The following is an 18,242-nucleotide window of genomic DNA, read 5'->3' as shown; positions in this document are numbered from 1 at the left end:
CGTAATGTGGGTCTGTTAGCCACCGGGCACTACTACAGCGCAGGGATGACGGATGAGCGAGAAGGAGAAGCCGCAGCGCGGCAAGCACGGACGGCCCCGCAAGAAGAACAAGCCGCAGGGCGGAAACGCGTCGGGCGCGGGCAATCCGCACGCTTTCAATCCAGATGCGGCCTACGGGTCGGGCAGGTCGTACCTGCCGTCCGGCCACACACCCGCCGACCTGTTGCCCCGACTCGCCGCCCGCGTGATCGATGGGCTGTTCGTTGGCGTACCGGCATTGCTGGTGTATCGAGTGCTCGTCGAAGGCCTCGGCGGGCTCGGCGCCGTCCTCGGAGCATTGATCTACGGCGTCACGCTCGTCGCATATGCCACCATCCTCGAAGCCGGCGGCGGCCAGACCATCGGCAAGCGAATGCTGGGAATTCAGGTTCTCGGACCGAGCGGCGGTTTCCCCACCAAGTCTGAAGCGTTCCGCAGAAACTCCTTCTACGTGTTGCAGGCAGTAGTCATGCTGCCGTTCTGGCTTGTTCAGATACTCGCCCTGGTTGTTCTACTCGCGGTGTTCATTTCCATCGTCGTCAGCATCGAGCGCAGCCCGCACAAGCAGGGCCGTCATGACGAAGTCGCCGACGGCACGCAAGTGGTCCGTGTCTGAAATCTGTGCTTGGATACCCTGGTGACAAAGGCGACCTTCACCCCTGATCAGCCACGCACTGCCGTTTTCGCGCAGGTGAACAGCGGTCTTTACGCAACTGTGGTCGCGGTGTTCGCGTCACTGTTATTCATGTCAAACATCGCTGCCACCAAAGGAGTGGAGTTCGGACCGCTTCTCGGCGGTTGGTCGATCATCACCGACGGTGGGTTCTTCCTGTTCCCGTTGGCGTACATACTCGGGGGGATTCTCGCGGAGGTCTACGGGTTCAGAGCTGCGCGTCGCGCGATCTTCATTGGGTTTGGTGTAGCCCTGCTCGCTGCCGCCTCATTCTGGGTCGTGGCCGTCTTGCCAGCTGCGGGATTCTACGAAAATCAGGCAGCGTTCGAAGCGGTCGTCAAGGCATACCCGCAGATTCTGCTCGCCAGCCTCACCGCCTTTGTCGCAGGACAGCTACTCAACTCTTACGTCATCGTGCGGGTCAAAGAGCGGACCCGCGAGCGCCACTTGTGGGCGCGGCTGATGGGGTCCACGGTCGTCGGCCAGTTCGTCGACACATTGATCTTCTGCGCCATCGCCGCGACCGCGATCGGCATCGCCACTGGCGGTGACTTCCTGAACTACCTGTTCTTCGGTTTCGTCTACAAGACGGTGCTCGAAGCGCTGCTGCTGCCCATCACCTACCGGGTGGTCGCCTTCATCAAGCGACGCGAACCCAGCTACCAGGCTCAGCTCGCCGTGTCGACGTCGTAGACTTCGGTTGCCGGTTTCGCGAGAAGCCGGTCGGCCATTTCCTGTTTGAGGACAGCAAGTCGTTCCGCTTCCGCCGATGTCCACTCCCCTTTGCGGGCAAGCTCGATGAACTCACGCACAACGAACCCTTCACGAATGATCAGCGTGACGGAGCGTTCGCGATAGGTGAGGGTGAACACGTACCGCTGCAGCAGGTCTCCTCGTTCGGCCCGCTTCAACGTGGGGTCAACGGTGTAGCGATTCTCCAGCACCGCCCTGGTCACCATCTCGAACGCGTCACGCGCACCGGGACCGGGGAACGGGGTGACGATGCTGACTTCGCGGCGCTCAACAGGCTGTCCGGGATCGAGGAGCGGGAACGCACGCTCCATCACTTTGAACGCGTGGGCGACACCGCCTGGCGCTTCCATACCGTTGTAGCGCAGCAGATCGTCGTAGCTAAAGGCGATCGCATTGCCGTTTTCCTGCACGAGCAGAGCTTCCGTCACGGTTCACCTCCCCGACCTACTCATACCGGAACTCACTCCTCGCGAGTACCCGCAGCCCGCTTCCGGAGCATCTTCAGCGCATCCGTGCACCACAACGCCCACAGCACGAGGACCGGCTGAAACAGCAAACGGACCCCGCGCGCGACGTCGGAGTCCAGCCCGAACGCGTCCGTTTGGGTCACGAACTGATTGATGTTCCCGGGGAAGATCGCCACAAAGAACCCTGCGACGATCCAGCCGACAAGAACACGCTTGCGCCGCAGCGCAATGAGTGCGGCACCGAGTGCGATTTCCACCAGTCCGGACGCAACGACAACGAAGTCGCCATCCAATGGCAGCCAGACGGGGACCTGCGCCAGGAATTCACTGCGCGCCCACGTCAGGTGAGCAACTCCGGCAGACACCAGGAAGAGACCAAGTATCCACCGGGCGATCGTCTTCGGCAGTGCGCTGCGTTCGGCAACCTCGAACCGTTTGGCCATGCACCGAGTATGGCAGCTACGCGCCGTAGTACGTCCCCAGCACCTCGCTGCGGAGATCGGCGAAGTAGCCGCCGTCAATGCTGTCGCGTATCCGGTCGACGAGCCGAACGATGAAGCGTTCGTTGTGAATGGTGGCGAGGGTAGAGCCGAGCAACTCCTTCGACTTGTACAGATGATGCAGGTACGCGCGCGTGTAATTCGCGCAGGTGTAACAGTCACATGTGTCGTCGATCGGATTGAAGTCGCGCTTATACCGCGCCTTATCCATGTTCACCCGGCCGGTCGGGAGATAAATCGCACCGTTCCGGGCGACACGGGACGGCGATACGCAGTCGAATGTGTCCGCGCCGTTCTCGATCGCGACAAACAGGTCGTCGGGTTCACTGATGCCTAACATGTGCTTCGGGGTTTCGTCGGGCAGTTCTTCATTCACCCACTGAACAATCGTCCCAAGCTGGTGTTTCTCCAATGCACCCCCGATCCCGTACCCATCGAACGGGCGCCCATCGAAGCTCCGCAGCTCGGTCAGCCCACGTGCCGCCTTCCTGCGGAGATCCTCGTACTGTGCGCCCTGGACGACGCCAAATAACGCTTGGTAGGGCCGGTGGGGTCGGTCGACCGTCTGTTGTTCGTGCTCATCGAGGCATCGTTGCGCCCACGCGTGTGTTCGCTCGACCGAACTCTCCTGGTATTCGCGAGTATCGACGAGCGTGGTCAGTTCGTCGAAGGCGAAGATGATGTCCGCACCTAGCTGATGCTGAATCCGCATCGACACCTCGGGTGTGAAGCGGTGCTTCGAGCCATCGATATGGGACTTGAACGTCACGCCCTCGTCATCAACGTGGGCGAGCCGCTCCCGCTGGTGGGCACGGATGTCTTCGGGCTTTGCCTGACTGACCTCCATCGCGAGCACCTTTTTGAACCCCGCACCCATCGACAGCACCTGGAACCCACCACTGTCCGTAAAGGTCGGTCCGCTCCAGTTCATAAATTTGCCGAGACCGCCCGCCTCGTCCACGATGTCAGCACCTGGCTGCAGGTATAGGTGATAAGCGTTCGCGAGGACCGCCTGAGCGCCGAGGCCACGCACCGTTTCCGGCAGTACCGCCTTAACGGTCGCCTTGGTGCCGACGGGGATGAACGCGGGGGTCCGGATTTCGCCATGCGGCGTGCGGAGCGTGCCCGTTCGGCCAAGCTTCCCGTCAAGGGGTGTGGTTATCGTGAAGTACTGAGAAGAGTCAGGCACACGCGCAATCCAATCCGCTAGCCCCGGTCGTGTGCAAGTTCGTGCATGGTTTCGCGGTTCCCACTGCACGAACGTGCACACGACACGAGCGACTAGACCTTGGCTAGCTCGGTATCAGACTTGGGAGTCTCGAGTTGCCGCGTTAGCTTCTCGCCTTCCACGTCAACGTTCGGAAGGATGCGGTCAAGCCAGCGTGGCAGCCACCAGGCCTTGTCACCGAGCAGCGACATGACCGACGGGATGATCACCATCCGGACGATGAACGCGTCGAACAGGATCGCCGCGGCGAGGGCGAAGCCCATCACCTTGATGAATGCCATGTCCTCCGCGATGAACGCGGCGAACACCGACATCATGATCACAGCTGCAGCGGTGACGACGCGGGCACCATGCGAGAACCCACTGATAATCGCATCCTTAGCGGACTCACCGTGGACGTATGCCTCGCGCATCCGGCTGACGAGGAACACCTGGTAGTCCATCGCCAGACCGAAAACCACACCGATCAGGAAGATCGGCAGGAAGCTCACCAGCGGTTGCGGGTTGGACACGATGCCCAGCCAGTCCAGCTGGAAGATCGCAACCGTGGCGCCAAATGTCGCCGCGACACTCAAGAGGAAGCCCAGCGTTGCGGTCAGCGGCACCAGAATCGACCGGAAAACCAGCATGAGGAGGATGAACGCCAGCCCGACAACAACCAGGAGATACGGGATCAGCGCGTCGGCGAGGCGATCCGAGACGTCCAGTTCCATCGCTGTCTGGCCAGTCACTCCGAACTGGATACCGGTCTCCTCCGCGAGTGCAGCTTCCGCGTCGCGGATGTCCTGCACCAGCGCCATGGTGTCCTCCGAAATAGGACCGGATAGCGGCGTGACCAGGATCTGAGCAGTGTCACCGGCCTCGTTGACACCGACGATCTGCGCGTTTTCCACATCTCCGAACCCGTACATAGTTTCGACCACCGTGCCGAATGCGTCCATGCGGGCGTCCTCATCGACGTTCTGTGCGTCCGCGACGACCAGCAGTTGTCCATTGCGGCCTTCACCGAACGACTCGGCCGTGATCTCGTAGCTGTCGCGCGCCACCGTGCCAGGCGGTTCAGTCGCCGGTGTCGGCAGTGCAAGCTGCAGATTCGCGGCCGGTATCGCGAGCACACCCAGCAGCGCCACTCCACCGAGGAGCGTGACGACCGGGATTCGGGTCACGACGTTGGCCCAGCGGCGACCGTTCGTCATCTTGGTGGGGTGCTCTGGATCGACCTCACGCAGGAACGGGAGCCGGCCGCGGAACACCCACGACTTCGTCAGTCCGAGCACTGCGGGAAGCATGCTGATTGCGATCAGCACTGCAAGCGACACCGTCAGCGCCGCGGCACGTCCCATATCTGTCAGGAATGGAATGTTGACGACGCGCAGTGCGAGCAACGCGATGATCACGGTGAGACCAGCGAACACAACCGCCGAGCCGGCGGTGCCGACGGCACGCCCCGCAGCCTCGTCCCGGGGGATACCAGACGACAGCTCGGCGCGGTATCTCGAGAGGATGAACAGCGAGTAGTCGATCGCTACGGCCAGACCAATCATGATCGCAAGGGTCGACACCATAGAGCTGAGCTCCAGAAATCCGGTCGCCGCGGTGATCAGAGCGACACCAATACCGACACCGACGATCGCGCTGAACAGTGGCATGCCCGCCGCGACGAGGGAGCCGAAGGTGATCACGAGAACGACAGCGGCCACAGCCATCCCGACGAGCTCCGAAGCGCCACCTGGCGGTTCCATTATCTCGACTGCGGAGCCGCTGACCAGGACGTTCAGGCCAGCATCGCGTGCAGCCTCGGCGGGTTCCTGCAGTGCTTCGCGGAGTTCTTCATTGACATCGGAAAAGTCCCCAGCGACAGGAACATCCAAGTAACCGACGGTGCGGTCCGCGCTCAGTGGGCTTACGGCCGCAGCATCAGCATTGGCTTGCTCTTCAGGTGTGCCCTGCGATAGCAGCTGTTCAACGAGCCCGTCATGTGCCGCGACCGGATTGACCAGTGCGCCAGGCGCGTCCGGCCCAGGCTCTGCTTTCGCGAAGTCCTCGACCTGTTCGACGCCACGGATCGCGTTCAGCATGTCCTCCATCGCCGCCTGGTTCTGCGGCTCGTCGAGGGTCTGGCCCTCTGGCGCGGACACCAGGTAGCGAGCGGACAGGGAACTGAAGGGGTCGGCTGCCCCACCGGGGAACCGCTCCGCCATGAGCTCTTGGGCTTCCTGTGCAGGAGTACCAGGAATCGAGAATGTATCTTTCGTCGGGCCGGACAAGGTCACCGCGGCCACGCCCGCTAGGACAAGCGCAGCTAACCAGAACGAAAGGACTATGCCCTTCCGGCGATAGGCGAACTTGCCCAGCCGGTAGAGGTAGGTTGCCATCAAAGCTCCTGTCGTGGACGTGCAGACGACATCGTCTGCACTGAAGTCGGTTGCTGCAGACCGGACTCGACGAGGTCGAAGGCCTCATCGATCAGCTCAGGAAGAGTCCGTCCGGACACATTCCCGCTGAGCCACAATTCGACTGCTGTGCGCAGCGCGGCTGTCGTCGACGCGAGCACAACGTGCGGATACAGGTCAGTTCTTGAGTCTGTGCCCGTCCGTTGCGCCACGATGCGTGCTGCCCGCGCCATCGCGCGGGTGTAAAGAAGCTGATGACCAGCTGCGACGTGTGGATGCACCTCCGCGAGGTGTAACGCACTAGCGAGTTCCCCAAGCCGGATGACGTCATCTTCAGCGGCCACCGCAAGCAGCCGCCGCAAGGAAACGAGGATTGGTTCGCCCTCCGGCATCGCGGCAAGCGTGTCGGTCAGCCCCTCCAGCCGTGTCTCGAGGTGAAACACGATCGCGTCTTCTTTGTTCGCGAAGTAGTTGTGGAAAGTCCGCGCGGAGACACCGACCTCGGCTGCGATGGCTTCTGCCGTCGCAGCTTCGAAGCCTCGCTCGCGGATGATCCGGACCGTCGCAGCGCTGAGCGCAGCACGGGTCGCGGCTTTCTTCCGCTCGCGGAGACCAATCGATGGATCCATGACATCGATCTTCGCGATTTTTGCGACAGCCTGCAATATTTCCGCTAAATGCAGAAATATGATTTACAACACGGCGTTACTCAATTCGTGATGCCGATTTGGGCAACCCGGGCACCTGACGCCCACACAAGATCAGCTGGAGCCAACTCGAGTTCTACTCCCGCCGCCCCACCCCCAATTAGCACGGTGGGCTCAGCAAGAAGCGCTTCGTCGACCACAACAGCAACATCGGACGGCAAGCCGAGTGGCGACACCCCGTGCTTGGGATAACCGATCACACGATCGAGTTCCTCGGCACTCGCGACTTCCATTCGCGTGGACTGATGCAGCCCGTCCGCGATTGCTGCAAAATCGAGCTTGCGGTCCATCGCGCACACTGCCACTGCGTAGTGGCCAGAAGACTTCGAGCGCAGAAACACCGTCTTGGTGATCCGACTCAACTGGTAGCCCAAAGCATCAGCGAAATCTTGCGGTGAACGAATCGGCGATTCAAACGACTCATGATCGTGAATCGCGACATTGACACCAGTCGCATCAACGGAACGCAACACATTGACGTGCGGTGAAGTCACCAGTCTCCCGCTCTCCTGCAGTTAATCGTTTTCGGGATGAAGGCGATCGATGATCGCCGAGCGCACCGGCGCTGGGACAGCTGGCGCATAGCGCTTGAGGTACGCGGCAAGCCACTCTCGCCGCGAGGCGAGGAAGGCGAAATCACTCGCCACCATGTGCCGCAACGCGATCAGTGGGAACGGGCAGTCGAGCGGACGGAAGTCCTGGTTCCACAACCCTGCCTCACCGCAACCGGGATAGAACTGACCGATCATCAGACCCTCGGGAACCACCAGCTGCTTGCGTGCTGACTGCACCGCATCGATCAGCGAGTAGTCCTTCAGATCTGGGAAGACAACCATCACCGACTTGTATATCTCCTGCGGGCCGTCGACTGGCTCAAGCGTGCTGAACGCTTCGATCAACTCGTCCGTGTACTGCCCGACCTGATCTTCCGTCAGCTCCGAGCCGCGCACGACGGCCGCCCACAGCATCTTTCGGTTGAGTGACGGTGCGGTATAAGGGCAGACAGGCCCCGTGCGGCCAAGATCAACATGGGGATGCGTCAAGAACTGCGTCGCCCATCCGAGCAGTCCGCTGAGAACATCGTCGTCGGCGACCTCGGCCTGAGAGGCAAGATTGACCAGCGTGATGCTCCTCGCGAACTTAGTTCGACGCTCCGTCGCTGTCATATCCACCACCCCTCACATGCCCGCCAACATCAACAGCTCCCGTCGCGAGGGTAACCCGCGGCCACCCTTACACGATAAATTTGTGACTTCCGTCATCAGCTTGATACACACGTATGGATCACGTGAGGCTATCGGCTTGACGATCAAATTCGTTGCAGCTGAGGCCCATCAGCACGACAAATGGGCGGTTATGTCCGAAAATTCACCTCACATCTTTTACATAGCCGCCCGCTCGTCTAGGGCAGTGTTGTGACGTAGCCTGTCTTGGAGCTCGCGCGAATGCGGTCCGGCTGTATCGCGATGCGTCATCCGACTCTTCGAACATTCTGCGCACCGAACTCCCCCGGCCAGCGCCGCGCCGACCAAGATGGCAACCACCTGAAGTCTGGTGAGCGCGCCGCCGTCGGCCACGTTTGCGAGGAGTCCGAAGTCATCTTTGACCAGGCCGCCGATCCCGTTGATCAGCAATATGATGCCAACAATCTGCAGTGTCGCGCGCATTTTTGAGGCTCTTTCTTAATTGTTCAGAATCACTTCTGCAGTGCATTCACCAGCAACAGCACCCTACGATGCCGGCAATCCACAATTGGGTCTCGCTGGACTTCGCGCCCAGCCGCTCATGCCAGCGCCGCAGCTGTGGCTCAATGCGCTCCCGCGCGAGCCGATATCCGACAACATGAGCAGCGGGGGCGCCAGCATGACCGATCCAGACTCGGCAGCTGTGATTGCGGGTGCCGGGGATCCCGCGTCCACACCAATCAGAGCCCTCCTGGCCGATGACTACGAGCCGCTCAAGACCGCGCTGCGTTTCGTTCACGACGCGGCGGACGACATCCTCATCGTGGTGAAGCCGCGGATGGCCACAGCGAGGTCACCAACGCGCGAGCGTTGCGACCGGACGTCGTGCTAATGGATGTGCAGATGCCGCGCGTCGACGGGATCGACGCCACTCGGGAGATCGTCCGTGAAGAACTAGCAGAATTACTCGTGCTCACCACGTTCGATCTCGACGAGTACGTCTTCGGCGCGCTGCGTGCCGGTGCCGCCGGCTTCCTGCTCAAGACTGCCGGACCAGGTGACATCCTCTCCGCGGGTCGCCGGGTCGCCGGGTCGCCGGGGATGGTGTCGCCGCCCCGACCCAAGCGGCGAGCCGGACCCGGCCGTGTCGGCACTCGATCGCCACACCGACCTGACGCCACGCTGGCCAAACTCGGCTGCGTCAGCCGTGTCCAAGCTGCCATTCTGGCGCGCCAGGCCGGTCTCGTGTAAACCGCTGGCACCACGAGCTATGGGTGCGGATTGCGCCAATTCGACGTTCACGCAGCGGCTTTCCCCGAGCGATCCGACTGGACTCTCGAATCGAGATCCGGCACTGCCCATCATCGGACGGCAATCGGTGAAGACGCTGTTTGGCAGCCTGCGCGAAGGCAAGAGAGATCGTCCGGGCGACTTGCGAGTGCACTAGATTCAGATTTCGATTCCCGCCTTCTTCAGAAGCGCCGGGTCGGTATCTTCGGTGGCGATGCACGACATGATTTTTGATTTCCTGTTTTCACGACCGACTATGATCATAGTGCGTTTGCGCCGGTCACCCGGTTCGGCTTGGCCCATGCCGCTTTCGACCAGTTCATCTTCGTAGTCGTTGATCACGTCGCGTGCTTCCCGCTCGCTTGGGTAGTATTCGACACCAAAGTAGGTTCGGCGCTTCTCGGTGCCTTCCGTCGTGATCACGGCGATGCCTTCCTCAGTCAAGAGGACACCGCTCGGCATGATCTTGGTTCTGGACTCGACACCCGCCTTCTCGTCGAACACCTCGTGCGGACCATCGTTGAACGGTGGTTTGTGAAGAGCCGCCACCTCAGCTTCGCCCCAGTTTTGCGGGACCGGGGGCGGCTGCCATGCCGGTGCTGCGGGTTGTGGCTTGGAGGCCGCATCGGCCACATTCTTGTTCTCACGCTGGCGGAGTAGCACCCAGGCGAACAAGCCAGATAGGCCAGTCGCGACGAGGAACTGATCGAGTCCCTCAGTGATCGACAGCGCAGCGCCAAGCGCAAAGAAAATCAGACCGATGCACGCGAGCGCGGTTACCGCTTTGCTGTTAAAGATGTCGCTCATTCGCACGCCACCCCGTCGTTGTCGCGGTCAAGAGCCGACCGGTAACCGGGCTGCCCCGCATAAATTGGTGCCGCGCCAGCTGCGCGTGCCGCGGTGCAGTTCTGGTAATACGCGCTGCCCCCGGCAGGCTCCTGATAGACCGGAACTGGCGCTGGTGCAGGAATGGGGTCCTGTGTTTGAGGAGGCGGCGGCAGGATGTAAACCGGCTCAGGCAGCGGCTCAGATTCGGGCTGAGGCTGCGGTTCTAGTGTTGGCTCCGCGGTAGGCACTGGTGCGGCCGCAACGATTGTGCCGCCGCAGTCAACAAGTACCCGCTCGATAGCTTCGCGCTCGGCCTGCGTCACCCACAAGTCATACTCCGCTTTGACCTCAACTTGTCGGCTGACAAGGGCACAGCGGTAGGAGCGATTCGGTGGCAGCCATGTCGCAGCGTCACCGTCACCCTTCTGCTGGTTCAGGGTGCCTTTGGTTGCCTGGAGATTCCGCGGGTCATTCGCGAAGTCCTGTCGCTTGACCGCGTTCCACAGCTGCGCGCCTTTTTGCCATGCGTCTGACAGCGAGACGACGTGATCGATCTGAACATCGCTGGAGCGCTCCCCTCGCGTGAACTCGATGGTGGTGCCTGAGTAGGGGTCGGCGAGAGTGCCTGCCAGGACCGTGCAGCCGCTTGATCCAGGCTTGATCCAGATGCTGTTGAGGTCTCGCCTGAGGATGTCGTTGCGGGTGTCGCAGCCGTTGCGGCCTCCCTCGACGTTCACGTCGTCGGTCCAGGCTTGACCGAACAGCGCACGATCGTAGCCAGTCTTCGGTGCTCGTCCCTTGATATCTAAGGTTGCGAGAAGTGCGAGGGTGCTGGTGGCATGTTCAGGGGTGTCATTGACCTGAACGATTCCCGGCGCCTCGAGCGGTTCTTCGCGGCTCGCAGCGGGGCTGCTTGTTACGGGGCTGCTTGTTACGGGGCTGCTTGTTTCGGGGCTGCTTGTTTCGGGGCTGCTTGTTTCAGGGCTGGGAGGCGCCGGTGCAGGGGCCTGTGTTGTGGTGCCTACGATCGTGCTCGCGACAGCGGTGTCCTGGGGGTCTGCGTCAGTCTCGGGTGGTGGCGAGATGATGGCGCCGAGGAGGATTAGGGCGGCGGCAGAGAGTCCCACGATGCTTGAGGTGCGCATCGGTGTTCTGGGTTTTTGGAGAGTCGTCAACTCTGGTTGTGTCCGGTCTGTCAAAGGGGTGGTTCGTGATTGTGTAATCACTACATCGACCGCAGTCAGCTTTCGTTACGTTTGCACCCGCAGCGACTTGGAGTCCACACCGACCAGCGTGGGCAGCTTGCGGGCCTGACGAAACACCGCACATCAAGTCCAGAAAGAAAAACCTCCCTACCTGCACACACAGGCGGGAGGCTATGGCGGTGGCGGAGGGATTTGAACCCTCGGACGGGGGTTACCCGTCACGCGCTTTCGAGGCGCGCTCCTTAGGCCGCTCGGACACGCCACCGCGCACAACTGTACCCGAGGCTAAACACAGGGCCGAATCCGCTGGATAACGCGGCAAATGGTCATCGGTGGCCGGCGAAGAATTCCGTGACGAGCGCTGCGCACTCAGCTTCCCGTACTCCCCCACAAACTTCTGGCCGGTGCGTGAGCCGCCGGTCGCGCACCACATCCCACAGGGACCCTACTGCGCCGGTTTTGGGTTCCCACGCTCCGAACACGACCCGGGCGACGCGAGCGAGGACGATGGCACCCGCGCACATCGTGCATGGTTCGAGTGTGACGGCCAGTGTCGTCCCTTCGAGTCGCCAGCCGTCGCCCACGAGTCGTGCTCCCTCACGCAACACGGATATCTCCGCGTGCGCTGTCGGGTCGCCATCGCGTTCGCGGGTATTGCCTGCCCTTGTGATGACTGCTCCGTCTGGGCTGAACAAGACCGCGCCGACTGGGACGTCGTCCGGGCCGGACAGGGCCGCGGCTTCAATCGCGGCACCTATCCAACCGGCGTCGTCGGCGTTACTTCTGGATGGAATCGACAACGGCGGCAAATTCCCGCTCGAAACCGAGCCGCTCGGCGATCATCTGCAGCTGTTCGTCCGGGTAGAGGTCGGTTTCAGCCAGAATCACACTCATCACCGGTTCCGGCAGGCCGAGATCCGCCAGAATTCCCAGTTCGCCCTCTTCCCACGGATCAGTTTCGTCGAGTTCGTCAGGGTCGAGGTCGGGGACCTCCACATTGAGCATCTCAAGCACATCCGCAGCTATGTCATAGTCGATCGCCGCTGCAGCGTCGGAGATCAGCAGGTGCGTCCCTGCTGGGCTCGGTCGAACGATAACGAAAAACTCGTCGTCGACGTCAAGCAGACCGAATGTTGCTCCCGAACTACGCAGTTCGCGAAGTTCCGTTTCCGCCTCGCTCAAACTTGTGAGCGCCGCAAGCGGCATTGGGACGCACCGCCAGCGTCCCTCTTCCCGGACAACCCCAATGCCGAAACCATCGATGTCGTACTCGTCATCATTTTGTGTGCGAGCGCGCTGTGCAGCCATGCGGTGAGGTTAGCGCGCAGGGTCGGCACAAGGAACATCTGCCGGCAAATCGTTGAAGATCGGCGCGAGTGTGGGCGTGAGACACTCCGCGCTGTGGTGTGCGACGCTAATCAGGTGTCTGTTCCAGTCTGTGTTCTCGGCCTCGGTCTCATCGGTGGATCGCTCATGCGTGCGGCGCACGCTGCAGGGCGAAGCGTGTACGGATACAACCGTTCTGGTGGACCTGTCGCAGCCGCGCAAGCCGACGGATACGACGTCAGCAGTGACCTCGGAGCTGTTCTTTCACGCGCCCAGGCGGACGGTGCGCTGCTCGTCGTCGCCGTTCCGATGCCCGCGGTGAACACCGTGCTGCAGGCGATCGCCACGACTGCGCGGGACTGTCCCCTTACCGATGTCGTCAGTGTCAAGGGCCCGGTCGCGGATCTCGTGCGTGACCATGGCCTCGACGGACGCTACGTCGGAGGACATCCGATGGCCGGGACTGCGGAATCAGGCTGGGCTGCCGGGTTCGCCGAGCTGTTCAAGGGAGCGACCTGGGTTGTGAGTGCGGACGAAGGACGCGACCCAGTGGTGTGGACTGAGGTGGCGCGACTCGCGCTCGACTGCGGCGCAGCCGTAATCCCTGCCGAGTCGCGGGAGCACGATGACGCTGCTGCGCGCATCTCGCACCTGCCTCACCTGTTCGCGGAAACCCTCGCGTTGTCCGGCGTCCGGGGCGGAGATCTGACGCTGGCGCTCGCTGCGGGTTCTTTCCGTGACGGCACGCGTGTGGCAGGCACGTCGCCTGCCCTCGTGGACGCCATGTGCGAAGCGAACGCGGCCGCATTGCTGCGGGTACTCGACGAGGCGCTAGAAACACTCGCGGCGGCCCGTACCGCGCTCGCAGGTGGCTCAACATCTGAACTCACTAAGAGTGGCTTCGCTGCGCACCAGAAGTACCTGGGGCGCGGGGGGCGACCGTCGATCACCGGGATAGTTCCTGGTGACCACGAGTGGCTAGCGCGGCTACGTGACGCCGGGCGGCGCGGCGAAGCGCTTCTCACGCTCCCTCGGGAGATCTCATGACATTGAACGAACTAGCTGCCCTGCTCGGCGCCGGGCAACTCACCGCGCGCGAGCACATTGAGCATGTTCTTCAGCGGATCAATGATCTCAATGGCACGCCCTGGGAGAATTTGATCGCAGGATGGGACCATCAAAGTCGCCTCGCCGGTGCCGCGCTCGAACAAGCGGACGCGCTTGACGCTCACTTCCAGGAGCGAGGGGCCAGGGGACCGTTGCACGGTGTTGCCGTCGCGGTCAAGGACCTCGTTGACGTCGCGGGCTTTCCGACCCGATGCGGCAGCGGTGCACGTAACGGTGCCGCACCCGCCACACGGGACGCGGACATTGTCCGGCAGCTTCGCGCAGCCGGTGCGGTCATCGTCGCCAAAACTCATTTGCACGAATTCGCGTATGGGCCGACCGGAGCGGTCAATGTCGATGGCCCGGCGGCGAACCCTCACGATCCCGGGCGCATCACAGGTGGCTCTTCCTCTGGCTCAGCGGGCCTCGTGGCTCTCGGCATCGTTCCGCTCGCAGTCGGCACCGACACCGGATGCAGCGTGCGCACGCCGGCCGCTTTATGCGGCATCACAGGACTGAAGCCAGCTGCGGGCGCCCTCTCCACAGCGGGTGTCTTTCCGCTTTCGACCACTCTCGACCATGTTGGGCTACTAGCGGACACCCCGACCGATGCTGCATTCGCCTGGCATGCTCTCACCGGGCACAGCAGCCGCGCTACACCCCGAATGGATCAACTCACTATCGGACGGCTGCACGGACCCGCGTGGACCGTTCACGACGCGGCGGCGGCTAAGGCCGTCGATCGGGCAGCAGAGAAACTGAGGGCCGCGGGGGCCGTTGTCGTCGACGTGGACCTTCCGCATGCTGAAGAACTCATCGCGCTCTACGGCGTCATCACTGGCAGCGAAGCGTACGCAACGCATGAAGAAGCGCTCCGAGCCACTCCTGACCTGTTTCAGCCCATCACGCGCGAACGGCTTCTCGCGCAGCGGGACCGTCTCGCCACCGAATACATTCATGCGCTGCGACGGCGGGATCAGATCCGGGACGAGTGCTTCGCCGCGATGCGAGACGCGGGCGTTGACGCGGTGCTAACCTCCACTACTCCCCTGCGTGCTACCGCGATCGGTGTGGAGGAAGTCGAAACGACGACCGGGACTGTCCAGGTCCGCGCTGAGTTGCTGCGTATGTGCATCCCTTTCAGCATGCTCGGGGTTCCCGCGGTGTCGGTTCCGGCGCAGCACGAGGATGGCCTGCCGTCCGGGGTGCAGATCGCGGCGTTCCCTCAGGGCGCCACAGCTGGAGTCGGTGAGGCTGTCGCCCTCGCGCTCGGCGGTGAAGTCGCCGCCTAGATCCGCTGTCCAAGAGCCGGGTAGTCAATCAGGAACCCGTCGCTGTCGACCGTGACAGTTGCGCTCGCTACCGGGGAGAACACGTGAATGCCCTCTGCGTGGGAGCTATAGGTCAGTGTCTCTTCCCGCACTGTCAGGTCAGGCAGTGACACGTAAACCACGGGTACCTGAACGTCGTTGGCTTCGGTGTGCAGGTCAAGGCGACGGATCGGGAGTGCGTTGAAGAACGGGCTCAAAATGACGTCCACGTCCAGCGCTCCGCCGAACCGGGAACGTGTCGAGGTGTTGCCCTCGTGGACCGTCCAATATCCCTCAGTGTCACGGCTCACTGAGAGGACACGCTCGCCGCGGGCGACGGTCGCGCGCAGCGAAAGCCGCCGCGTCGCACCGAACTCATCGGTGATGAGGTCGTACGACGCGCTGAAGGCCGGGTGCTCGGCGCAGTCCGCGCCGATGATCCGTCCCGCAGCCTTGATCTTCTTGCCGGAAAGCTGGATCCGGACGGATTCCATCCGTGGCGCTGAATGCGCGCCCCAGGTGAAAACAGCGGGCCAGCTTGTCGACGTAAGAGCGTCTGTCACGCCCCTACGGTATGGACCTCACTGCCATGCGCGCAAGAAACTGGGGGAAGTGCCATGAAGTAGGCGTTTCGGGGCCGAGCAATCGGGGCATTCGAGCCAGATGTGGTTCGATACTTGGCCAGATATGTTCAGAGTATTAGCGGTAGGTACGGCCGCGTACATCACGCTTGTCCTGGTTCTGCGCATCTCCGGGAAACGCACGCTCGCCAAACTCAATGCGTTCGACCTGGTGGTTACGGTCGCACTCGGGTCGACACTCGCCACCATCTTGCTCAATTCCGACGTTTCCTGGGCAGAGGGCGCGCTGGCGCTCGTACTTCTCGCCACTCTGCAGTATCTCGCAGCGATCGTGTCGTCGCGGGTATCGTTGGGCCGCAAGGTTCTTACTTCTGCACCAACGCTCCTCCTTCACCACGGCATCGTTCTCGACGACGCTCTGGTGCGGCAGCGAATCAGCACAGCGGAGTTGAATCAGGCCATCAGGGCATCGGGCAGTGCTGACCTGAAGAAGATTGCTGCGGTTGTGCTCGAGACGGACGGGAGCATGAGCGTCATAACGGTGGAGCAGTTCGGTGAAGGCTCAGCCATGCGGGATGTGCCCGGCTCGGCAGTTACCGGCTCATGACCGCCCGATCTTCAGTTCGTTCGGCGAACCGAGTCACAAACGGCAGGACCCTCGTCTCGATAGTCTCGTTGTACACGTAAGGCTGCTGGATGGGGTTCGCGTGTCCCGTCCCATACATGCGGGCCACGAACAATGCGCCGCCCGGCCCGCCGGCACGGTCGAAAATCGCTCGCTGGCTATAGTCGACGTCCACGACGTCATCGAGGATGCCCCGGTGCGGCCGCATGAACACGATCGCCGGGCGTGGTTTGTCGTCGCGTTCCCGGCTCAACGCCACCAAATTGTCCGCCGCACCAGAGGCCACGATGGTGAGGAACTGCGCCTCGATCAGGCTGTTGCTCGCAGCGTTCTCTTCGAAGATCTTGTCACGAAACACTTCGTCAATCGCATCAACCAGCGCATTCGGCTCAAGGATGGGCATGCCGCGAGGGTGGTCGATCAAATAGCGGTCGCGGCGGGCGGCCGTTTCCACCGCAAAGCGCAGAGCACGGCTCTCACGGGCACCCGGCAACCAGCCCATCCAGCGCAACATGTCTTCACCCGCGTCTCTTTTCGCGGGCCGTACGGCGTGGAGGTCAATGGGGGTGCAGTCGAGCACGACCGCCAGGAGGCTCAGCTCAGTGTCGTCGAGAATGTGCTGGGCAACCTCGAGAGCGATGATCCCGCCCATGCTGTGGCCTGCGAGCAGAAGCCGTTCCACTCCCCGCTGCTCAGCATGCTCGGCAATCATCCGGCTGATCACCGCAGTGTCGATACCGGCATTGTCATATTGCACAGCCCACACCTGGCCGACCGTGGCGAACGCAGGCAGTGCGCGGGCTGTGTCACTCGCGTCGAGGTTGCCTAAACCGACCAGATCGACGACCGCCGTGTCTTGGTCGGCCGGTTGCGCCGCATCGTAAATATGATGCAGCGCCGGTTGCGTTTGGGCTAGTCGCTGCTGCTCCGGATAGACGTCGTGCACCCAATACTGGGCAGAGACGATCATCACCGGTATCAGCGCAAGTCCAGCGCGCGCAAGCAGACGGCGAGAACGGCCGAAACGCCGCCACCTGCACCCCAGGCGGGTCGTGCGCAGCCGGGCTTTCCGGCGCTCGTCGTTCCAATCGGTCACCGGGCAGGGAGAGAGAATCCAAACCTTCATGTACCAACCAGCGTAGCCACGCTCATTTGCTCCGGAGAGGACCGAAGTTCGGCGGCCGCGCCGGATACCATCCCACTGTGACGCAATCTCGCCTCGACCAGCCACGTCCGAATTCCCGATTCCTGCTGCTCTCAATCAGGGCACAGGATGAGGCGGCGGACAATGAATACGAGGCGGTGCGCCAGTTCGGTGGCCTCGAAAAGTCGCAGCTGCACAGAATCCGGCTCACCCACGAGCCGCTCGGCGACATCACACTCGATGACTGGTCCGGCATCATCCTCGGCGGCGGACCGTACAACGTCACCGACCCGACCGAAGCCAAGTCGGCCACGCAACTCCGGGCAGAGACCGAAATCCAGGCGCTGCTCGCCGAAGTCGTCCCGCGCGACTTCCCGTTTCTCGGATGCTGCTACGGCATTGGAACACTCGGCACCTACATTGGCGCTGAAATGGACCGCACGCACAGCGAGCCCGTCGGCGGCACGACAATCCACATGACCGACGAAGGCCGCGCCGACCCGCTGATGGAAGGCCTCCCCGCTGCCTTCGATGCTTTCGTCGGCCACAAAGAAGCCATCAGTACGCTACCGCCGCACGCGGTCCGCCTCGCCTATTCCGCGGCATGCCCAGTGCAAGCGTTCCGTGTCGGCAACAACGTGTACGCCACGCAGTTTCACCCCGAACTCGACCTTCCCGGGATGCTCATCCGAATCGCCGCGTACAAGAACCACGGCTACTTCGCGCCCGAAGCGGCCGATACGCTGCGAGATACCGTGCGCCGCTTCGATATCGCTTACCCATCGCGAATACTGCGCCAGTTCGTCAAACGGTACGGCTAGGAATTCACCTCCACCGTGTCATGAATCTGGATCCTGTCTCGTTCATAGGTAAAGAACAAGA

General features: G+C 62.2%; 22 protein-coding genes and 1 tRNA gene. 8 read left to right on the top strand and 15 right to left on the bottom strand.

From position 1 onward, the window contains the following. The first annotated feature begins 52 nt into the window (after positions 1–52). Positions 53–655: an RDD family protein gene (locus AS9A_RS01020; RefSeq protein WP_013805021.1), complete on the top strand. Its 603-nt coding sequence runs from the start codon at positions 53–55 to the stop codon at positions 653–655. Between the two features lie 21 nt (positions 656–676). Continuing rightward, positions 677–1,405, top strand: a complete 729-nt coding sequence (locus AS9A_RS01015; protein ID WP_013805020.1) for a queuosine precursor transporter — start codon at positions 677–679, stop codon at positions 1,403–1,405. Here AS9A_RS01015 and AS9A_RS01010 read toward each other — a convergent pair. The 8 genes from AS9A_RS01010 to AS9A_RS00975 form a co-directional block, all read right to left on the bottom strand. Then, positions 1,381–1,893, bottom strand: coding sequence for a hypothetical protein (locus AS9A_RS01010; protein ID WP_013805019.1), 513 nt, complete (start codon positions 1,891–1,893; stop codon positions 1,381–1,383). The genes AS9A_RS01015 and AS9A_RS01010 overlap by 25 nt on opposite strands. 32 nt (positions 1,894–1,925) lie before the next feature. Next, positions 1,926–2,375, bottom strand: coding sequence for a DoxX family protein (locus tag AS9A_RS01005; protein ID WP_013805018.1), 450 nt, complete (start codon positions 2,373–2,375; stop codon positions 1,926–1,928). A 16-nt stretch (positions 2,376–2,391) separates the two neighbouring features. Continuing rightward, on the bottom strand, positions 2,392–3,621 hold the full coding sequence (gene tgt / locus AS9A_RS01000; RefSeq protein WP_013805017.1) for a tRNA guanosine(34) transglycosylase Tgt: 1,230 nt from the start codon (positions 3,619–3,621) through the stop codon (positions 2,392–2,394). A gap of 92 nt (positions 3,622–3,713) precedes the next feature. Then, a complete protein-coding gene (locus AS9A_RS00995) occupies positions 3,714–6,035 on the bottom strand; it encodes an MMPL family transporter (RefSeq protein WP_013805016.1) in 2,322 nt (773 codons plus the stop codon). Continuing rightward, positions 6,035–6,682: an acyl-CoA-like ligand-binding transcription factor gene (locus tag AS9A_RS00990; RefSeq protein ID WP_148262379.1), complete on the bottom strand. Its 648-nt coding sequence runs from the start codon at positions 6,680–6,682 to the stop codon at positions 6,035–6,037. The genes AS9A_RS00995 and AS9A_RS00990 overlap by 1 nt, the downstream gene beginning before the upstream one ends. Before the next feature lie 80 nt (positions 6,683–6,762). Continuing rightward, entirely contained in the window at positions 6,763–7,254 is a 492-nt protein-coding gene (locus AS9A_RS00985; protein WP_013805014.1) for an aminoacyl-tRNA deacylase, read from the bottom strand. A gap of 21 nt (positions 7,255–7,275) precedes the next feature. Beyond that, on the bottom strand, positions 7,276–7,926 hold the full coding sequence (locus AS9A_RS00980) for a DUF6875 domain-containing protein (protein WP_049793626.1): 651 nt from the start codon (positions 7,924–7,926) through the stop codon (positions 7,276–7,278). Between the two features lie 216 nt (positions 7,927–8,142). Further along, a complete protein-coding gene (locus tag AS9A_RS00975) occupies positions 8,143–8,427 on the bottom strand; it encodes a hypothetical protein (RefSeq protein WP_013805012.1) in 285 nt (94 codons plus the stop codon). 40 nt (positions 8,428–8,467) lie between these two features. Between AS9A_RS00975 and AS9A_RS24495 the strand changes: the two genes are divergently transcribed. Together AS9A_RS24495 and AS9A_RS24490 are read left to right on the top strand one after the other, a co-directional pair. Beyond that, the gene (locus AS9A_RS24495; RefSeq protein WP_237707859.1) at positions 8,468–8,836 is read left to right on the top strand and encodes a hypothetical protein; all 369 of its coding nucleotides are present in this window, start codon (positions 8,468–8,470) and stop codon (positions 8,834–8,836) included. Then, positions 8,830–9,195, top strand: coding sequence for a response regulator (locus AS9A_RS24490; RefSeq protein WP_237707989.1), 366 nt, complete (start codon positions 8,830–8,832; stop codon positions 9,193–9,195). The genes AS9A_RS24495 and AS9A_RS24490 overlap by 7 nt, the downstream gene beginning before the upstream one ends. 198 nt (positions 9,196–9,393) lie before the next feature. Here the strand turns inward: AS9A_RS24490 and AS9A_RS00965 are convergent, their stop codons facing one another. The 5 genes from AS9A_RS00965 to AS9A_RS00945 all read right to left on the bottom strand — a co-directional run bounded on the left by AS9A_RS00965 (position 9,394) and on the right by AS9A_RS00945 (position 12,575). Then, positions 9,394–10,041 carry a hypothetical protein gene (locus AS9A_RS00965; protein WP_013805008.1) on the bottom strand — a complete coding sequence of 216 codons (648 nt, stop codon included), beginning with the start codon at positions 10,039–10,041 and terminating at the stop codon, positions 9,394–9,396. Next, a complete protein-coding gene (locus AS9A_RS00960) occupies positions 10,038–11,207 on the bottom strand; it encodes a GmrSD restriction endonuclease domain-containing protein (RefSeq protein WP_013805007.1) in 1,170 nt (389 codons plus the stop codon). Before AS9A_RS00960 ends, AS9A_RS00965 begins: the two co-directional genes overlap by 4 nt. Before the next feature lie 234 nt (positions 11,208–11,441). Beyond that, positions 11,442–11,532: transfer RNA gene (locus AS9A_RS00955), tRNA-Ser, on the bottom strand. 61 nt (positions 11,533–11,593) lie between these two features. Further along, positions 11,594–12,067 (bottom strand): nucleoside deaminase, encoded by a 474-nt coding sequence (locus AS9A_RS00950; RefSeq protein ID WP_237707858.1) that lies wholly within the window; start codon positions 12,065–12,067, stop codon positions 11,594–11,596. Continuing rightward, the gene (locus AS9A_RS00945) at positions 12,045–12,575 is read right to left on the bottom strand and encodes a tRNA adenosine deaminase-associated protein (protein ID WP_013805005.1); all 531 of its coding nucleotides are present in this window, start codon (positions 12,573–12,575) and stop codon (positions 12,045–12,047) included. Before AS9A_RS00945 ends, AS9A_RS00950 begins: the two co-directional genes overlap by 23 nt. A gap of 165 nt (positions 12,576–12,740) precedes the next feature. On the opposite strand from AS9A_RS00945, the gene AS9A_RS00940 reads away from it, so the two are divergent. Together AS9A_RS00940 and AS9A_RS00935 are read left to right on the top strand one after the other, a co-directional pair. Further along, a complete protein-coding gene (locus AS9A_RS00940; protein WP_237707988.1) occupies positions 12,741–13,640 on the top strand; it encodes a prephenate dehydrogenase in 900 nt (299 codons plus the stop codon). Then, positions 13,637–14,992 carry an amidase gene (locus AS9A_RS00935; protein WP_013805003.1) on the top strand — a complete coding sequence of 452 codons (1,356 nt, stop codon included), beginning with the start codon at positions 13,637–13,639 and terminating at the stop codon, positions 14,990–14,992. Before AS9A_RS00940 ends, AS9A_RS00935 begins: the two co-directional genes overlap by 4 nt. On the opposite strand, the gene AS9A_RS00930 is transcribed toward AS9A_RS00935, so the two are convergent. Further along, positions 14,989–15,573 carry a putative glycolipid-binding domain-containing protein gene (locus AS9A_RS00930; protein WP_041450767.1) on the bottom strand — a complete coding sequence of 195 codons (585 nt, stop codon included), beginning with the start codon at positions 15,571–15,573 and terminating at the stop codon, positions 14,989–14,991. The genes AS9A_RS00935 and AS9A_RS00930 overlap by 4 nt on opposite strands. Positions 15,574–15,673: 100 nt before the next feature. On the opposite strand from AS9A_RS00930, the gene AS9A_RS00925 reads away from it, so the two are divergent. Beyond that, the gene (locus AS9A_RS00925; RefSeq protein WP_013805001.1) at positions 15,674–16,198 is read left to right on the top strand and encodes a DUF421 domain-containing protein; all 525 of its coding nucleotides are present in this window, start codon (positions 15,674–15,676) and stop codon (positions 16,196–16,198) included. On the opposite strand, the gene AS9A_RS00920 is transcribed toward AS9A_RS00925, so the two are convergent. Then, positions 16,185–17,342: an alpha/beta fold hydrolase gene (locus AS9A_RS00920; RefSeq protein ID WP_041450766.1), complete on the bottom strand. Its 1,158-nt coding sequence runs from the start codon at positions 17,340–17,342 to the stop codon at positions 16,185–16,187. The genes AS9A_RS00925 and AS9A_RS00920 overlap by 14 nt on opposite strands. A 77-nt stretch (positions 17,343–17,419) precedes the next feature. Here AS9A_RS00920 and AS9A_RS00915 point away from each other — a divergent pair, with 77 nt between their 5' ends. Continuing rightward, a complete protein-coding gene (locus tag AS9A_RS00915) occupies positions 17,420–18,181 on the top strand; it encodes a glutamine amidotransferase (RefSeq protein ID WP_013804999.1) in 762 nt (253 codons plus the stop codon). The last annotated feature ends 61 nt before the right edge of the window (positions 18,182–18,242 follow it).

It is taken from the genome of Hoyosella subflava DQS3-9A1, assembly GCF_000214175.1.
GTDB lineage: Bacteria > Actinomycetota > Actinomycetes > Mycobacteriales > Mycobacteriaceae > Hoyosella > Hoyosella subflava.
Note: the sequence above shows the minus strand (reverse complement) of the source record. Positions and strands in the feature narration are given on the sequence as shown.

Bases quoted from the DNA above. Each gene is read 5' to 3' on its own strand.
- AS9A_RS00960 (WP_013805007.1), bottom strand. From the start codon at position 11,207: ATGCGCACCTCAAGCATCGTGGGACTCTCTGCCGCCGCCCTAATCCTC.
- AS9A_RS01020 (WP_013805021.1), top strand. From the start codon at position 53: ATGAGCGAGAAGGAGAAGCCGCAGCGCGGCAAGCACGGACGGCCCCGC.
- AS9A_RS00965 (WP_013805008.1), bottom strand. From the start codon at position 10,041: ATGAGCGACATCTTTAACAGCAAAGCGGTAACCGCGCTCGCGTGCATC.
- AS9A_RS00980 (WP_049793626.1), bottom strand. From the start codon at position 7,926: ATGACAGCGACGGAGCGTCGAACTAAGTTCGCGAGGAGCATCACGCTG.
- AS9A_RS00925 (WP_013805001.1), top strand. From the start codon at position 15,674: ATGTGGTTCGATACTTGGCCAGATATGTTCAGAGTATTAGCGGTAGGT.
- AS9A_RS00935 (WP_013805003.1), top strand. From the start codon at position 13,637: ATGACATTGAACGAACTAGCTGCCCTGCTCGGCGCCGGGCAACTCACC.
- AS9A_RS00920 (WP_041450766.1), bottom strand. From the start codon at position 17,342: ATGAAGGTTTGGATTCTCTCTCCCTGCCCGGTGACCGATTGGAACGAC.
- AS9A_RS00990 (WP_148262379.1), bottom strand. From the start codon at position 6,682: ATGGATCCATCGATTGGTCTCCGCGAGCGGAAGAAAGCCGCGACCCGT.
- AS9A_RS00945 (WP_013805005.1), bottom strand. From the start codon at position 12,575: ATGGCTGCACAGCGCGCTCGCACACAAAATGATGACGAGTACGACATC.
- AS9A_RS00940 (WP_237707988.1), top strand. From the start codon at position 12,741: ATGCGTGCGGCGCACGCTGCAGGGCGAAGCGTGTACGGATACAACCGT.
- AS9A_RS00975 (WP_013805012.1), bottom strand. From the start codon at position 8,427: ATGCGCGCGACACTGCAGATTGTTGGCATCATATTGCTGATCAACGGG.
- AS9A_RS00995 (WP_013805016.1), bottom strand. From the start codon at position 6,035: ATGGCAACCTACCTCTACCGGCTGGGCAAGTTCGCCTATCGCCGGAAG.
- AS9A_RS01005 (WP_013805018.1), bottom strand. From the start codon at position 2,375: ATGGCCAAACGGTTCGAGGTTGCCGAACGCAGCGCACTGCCGAAGACG.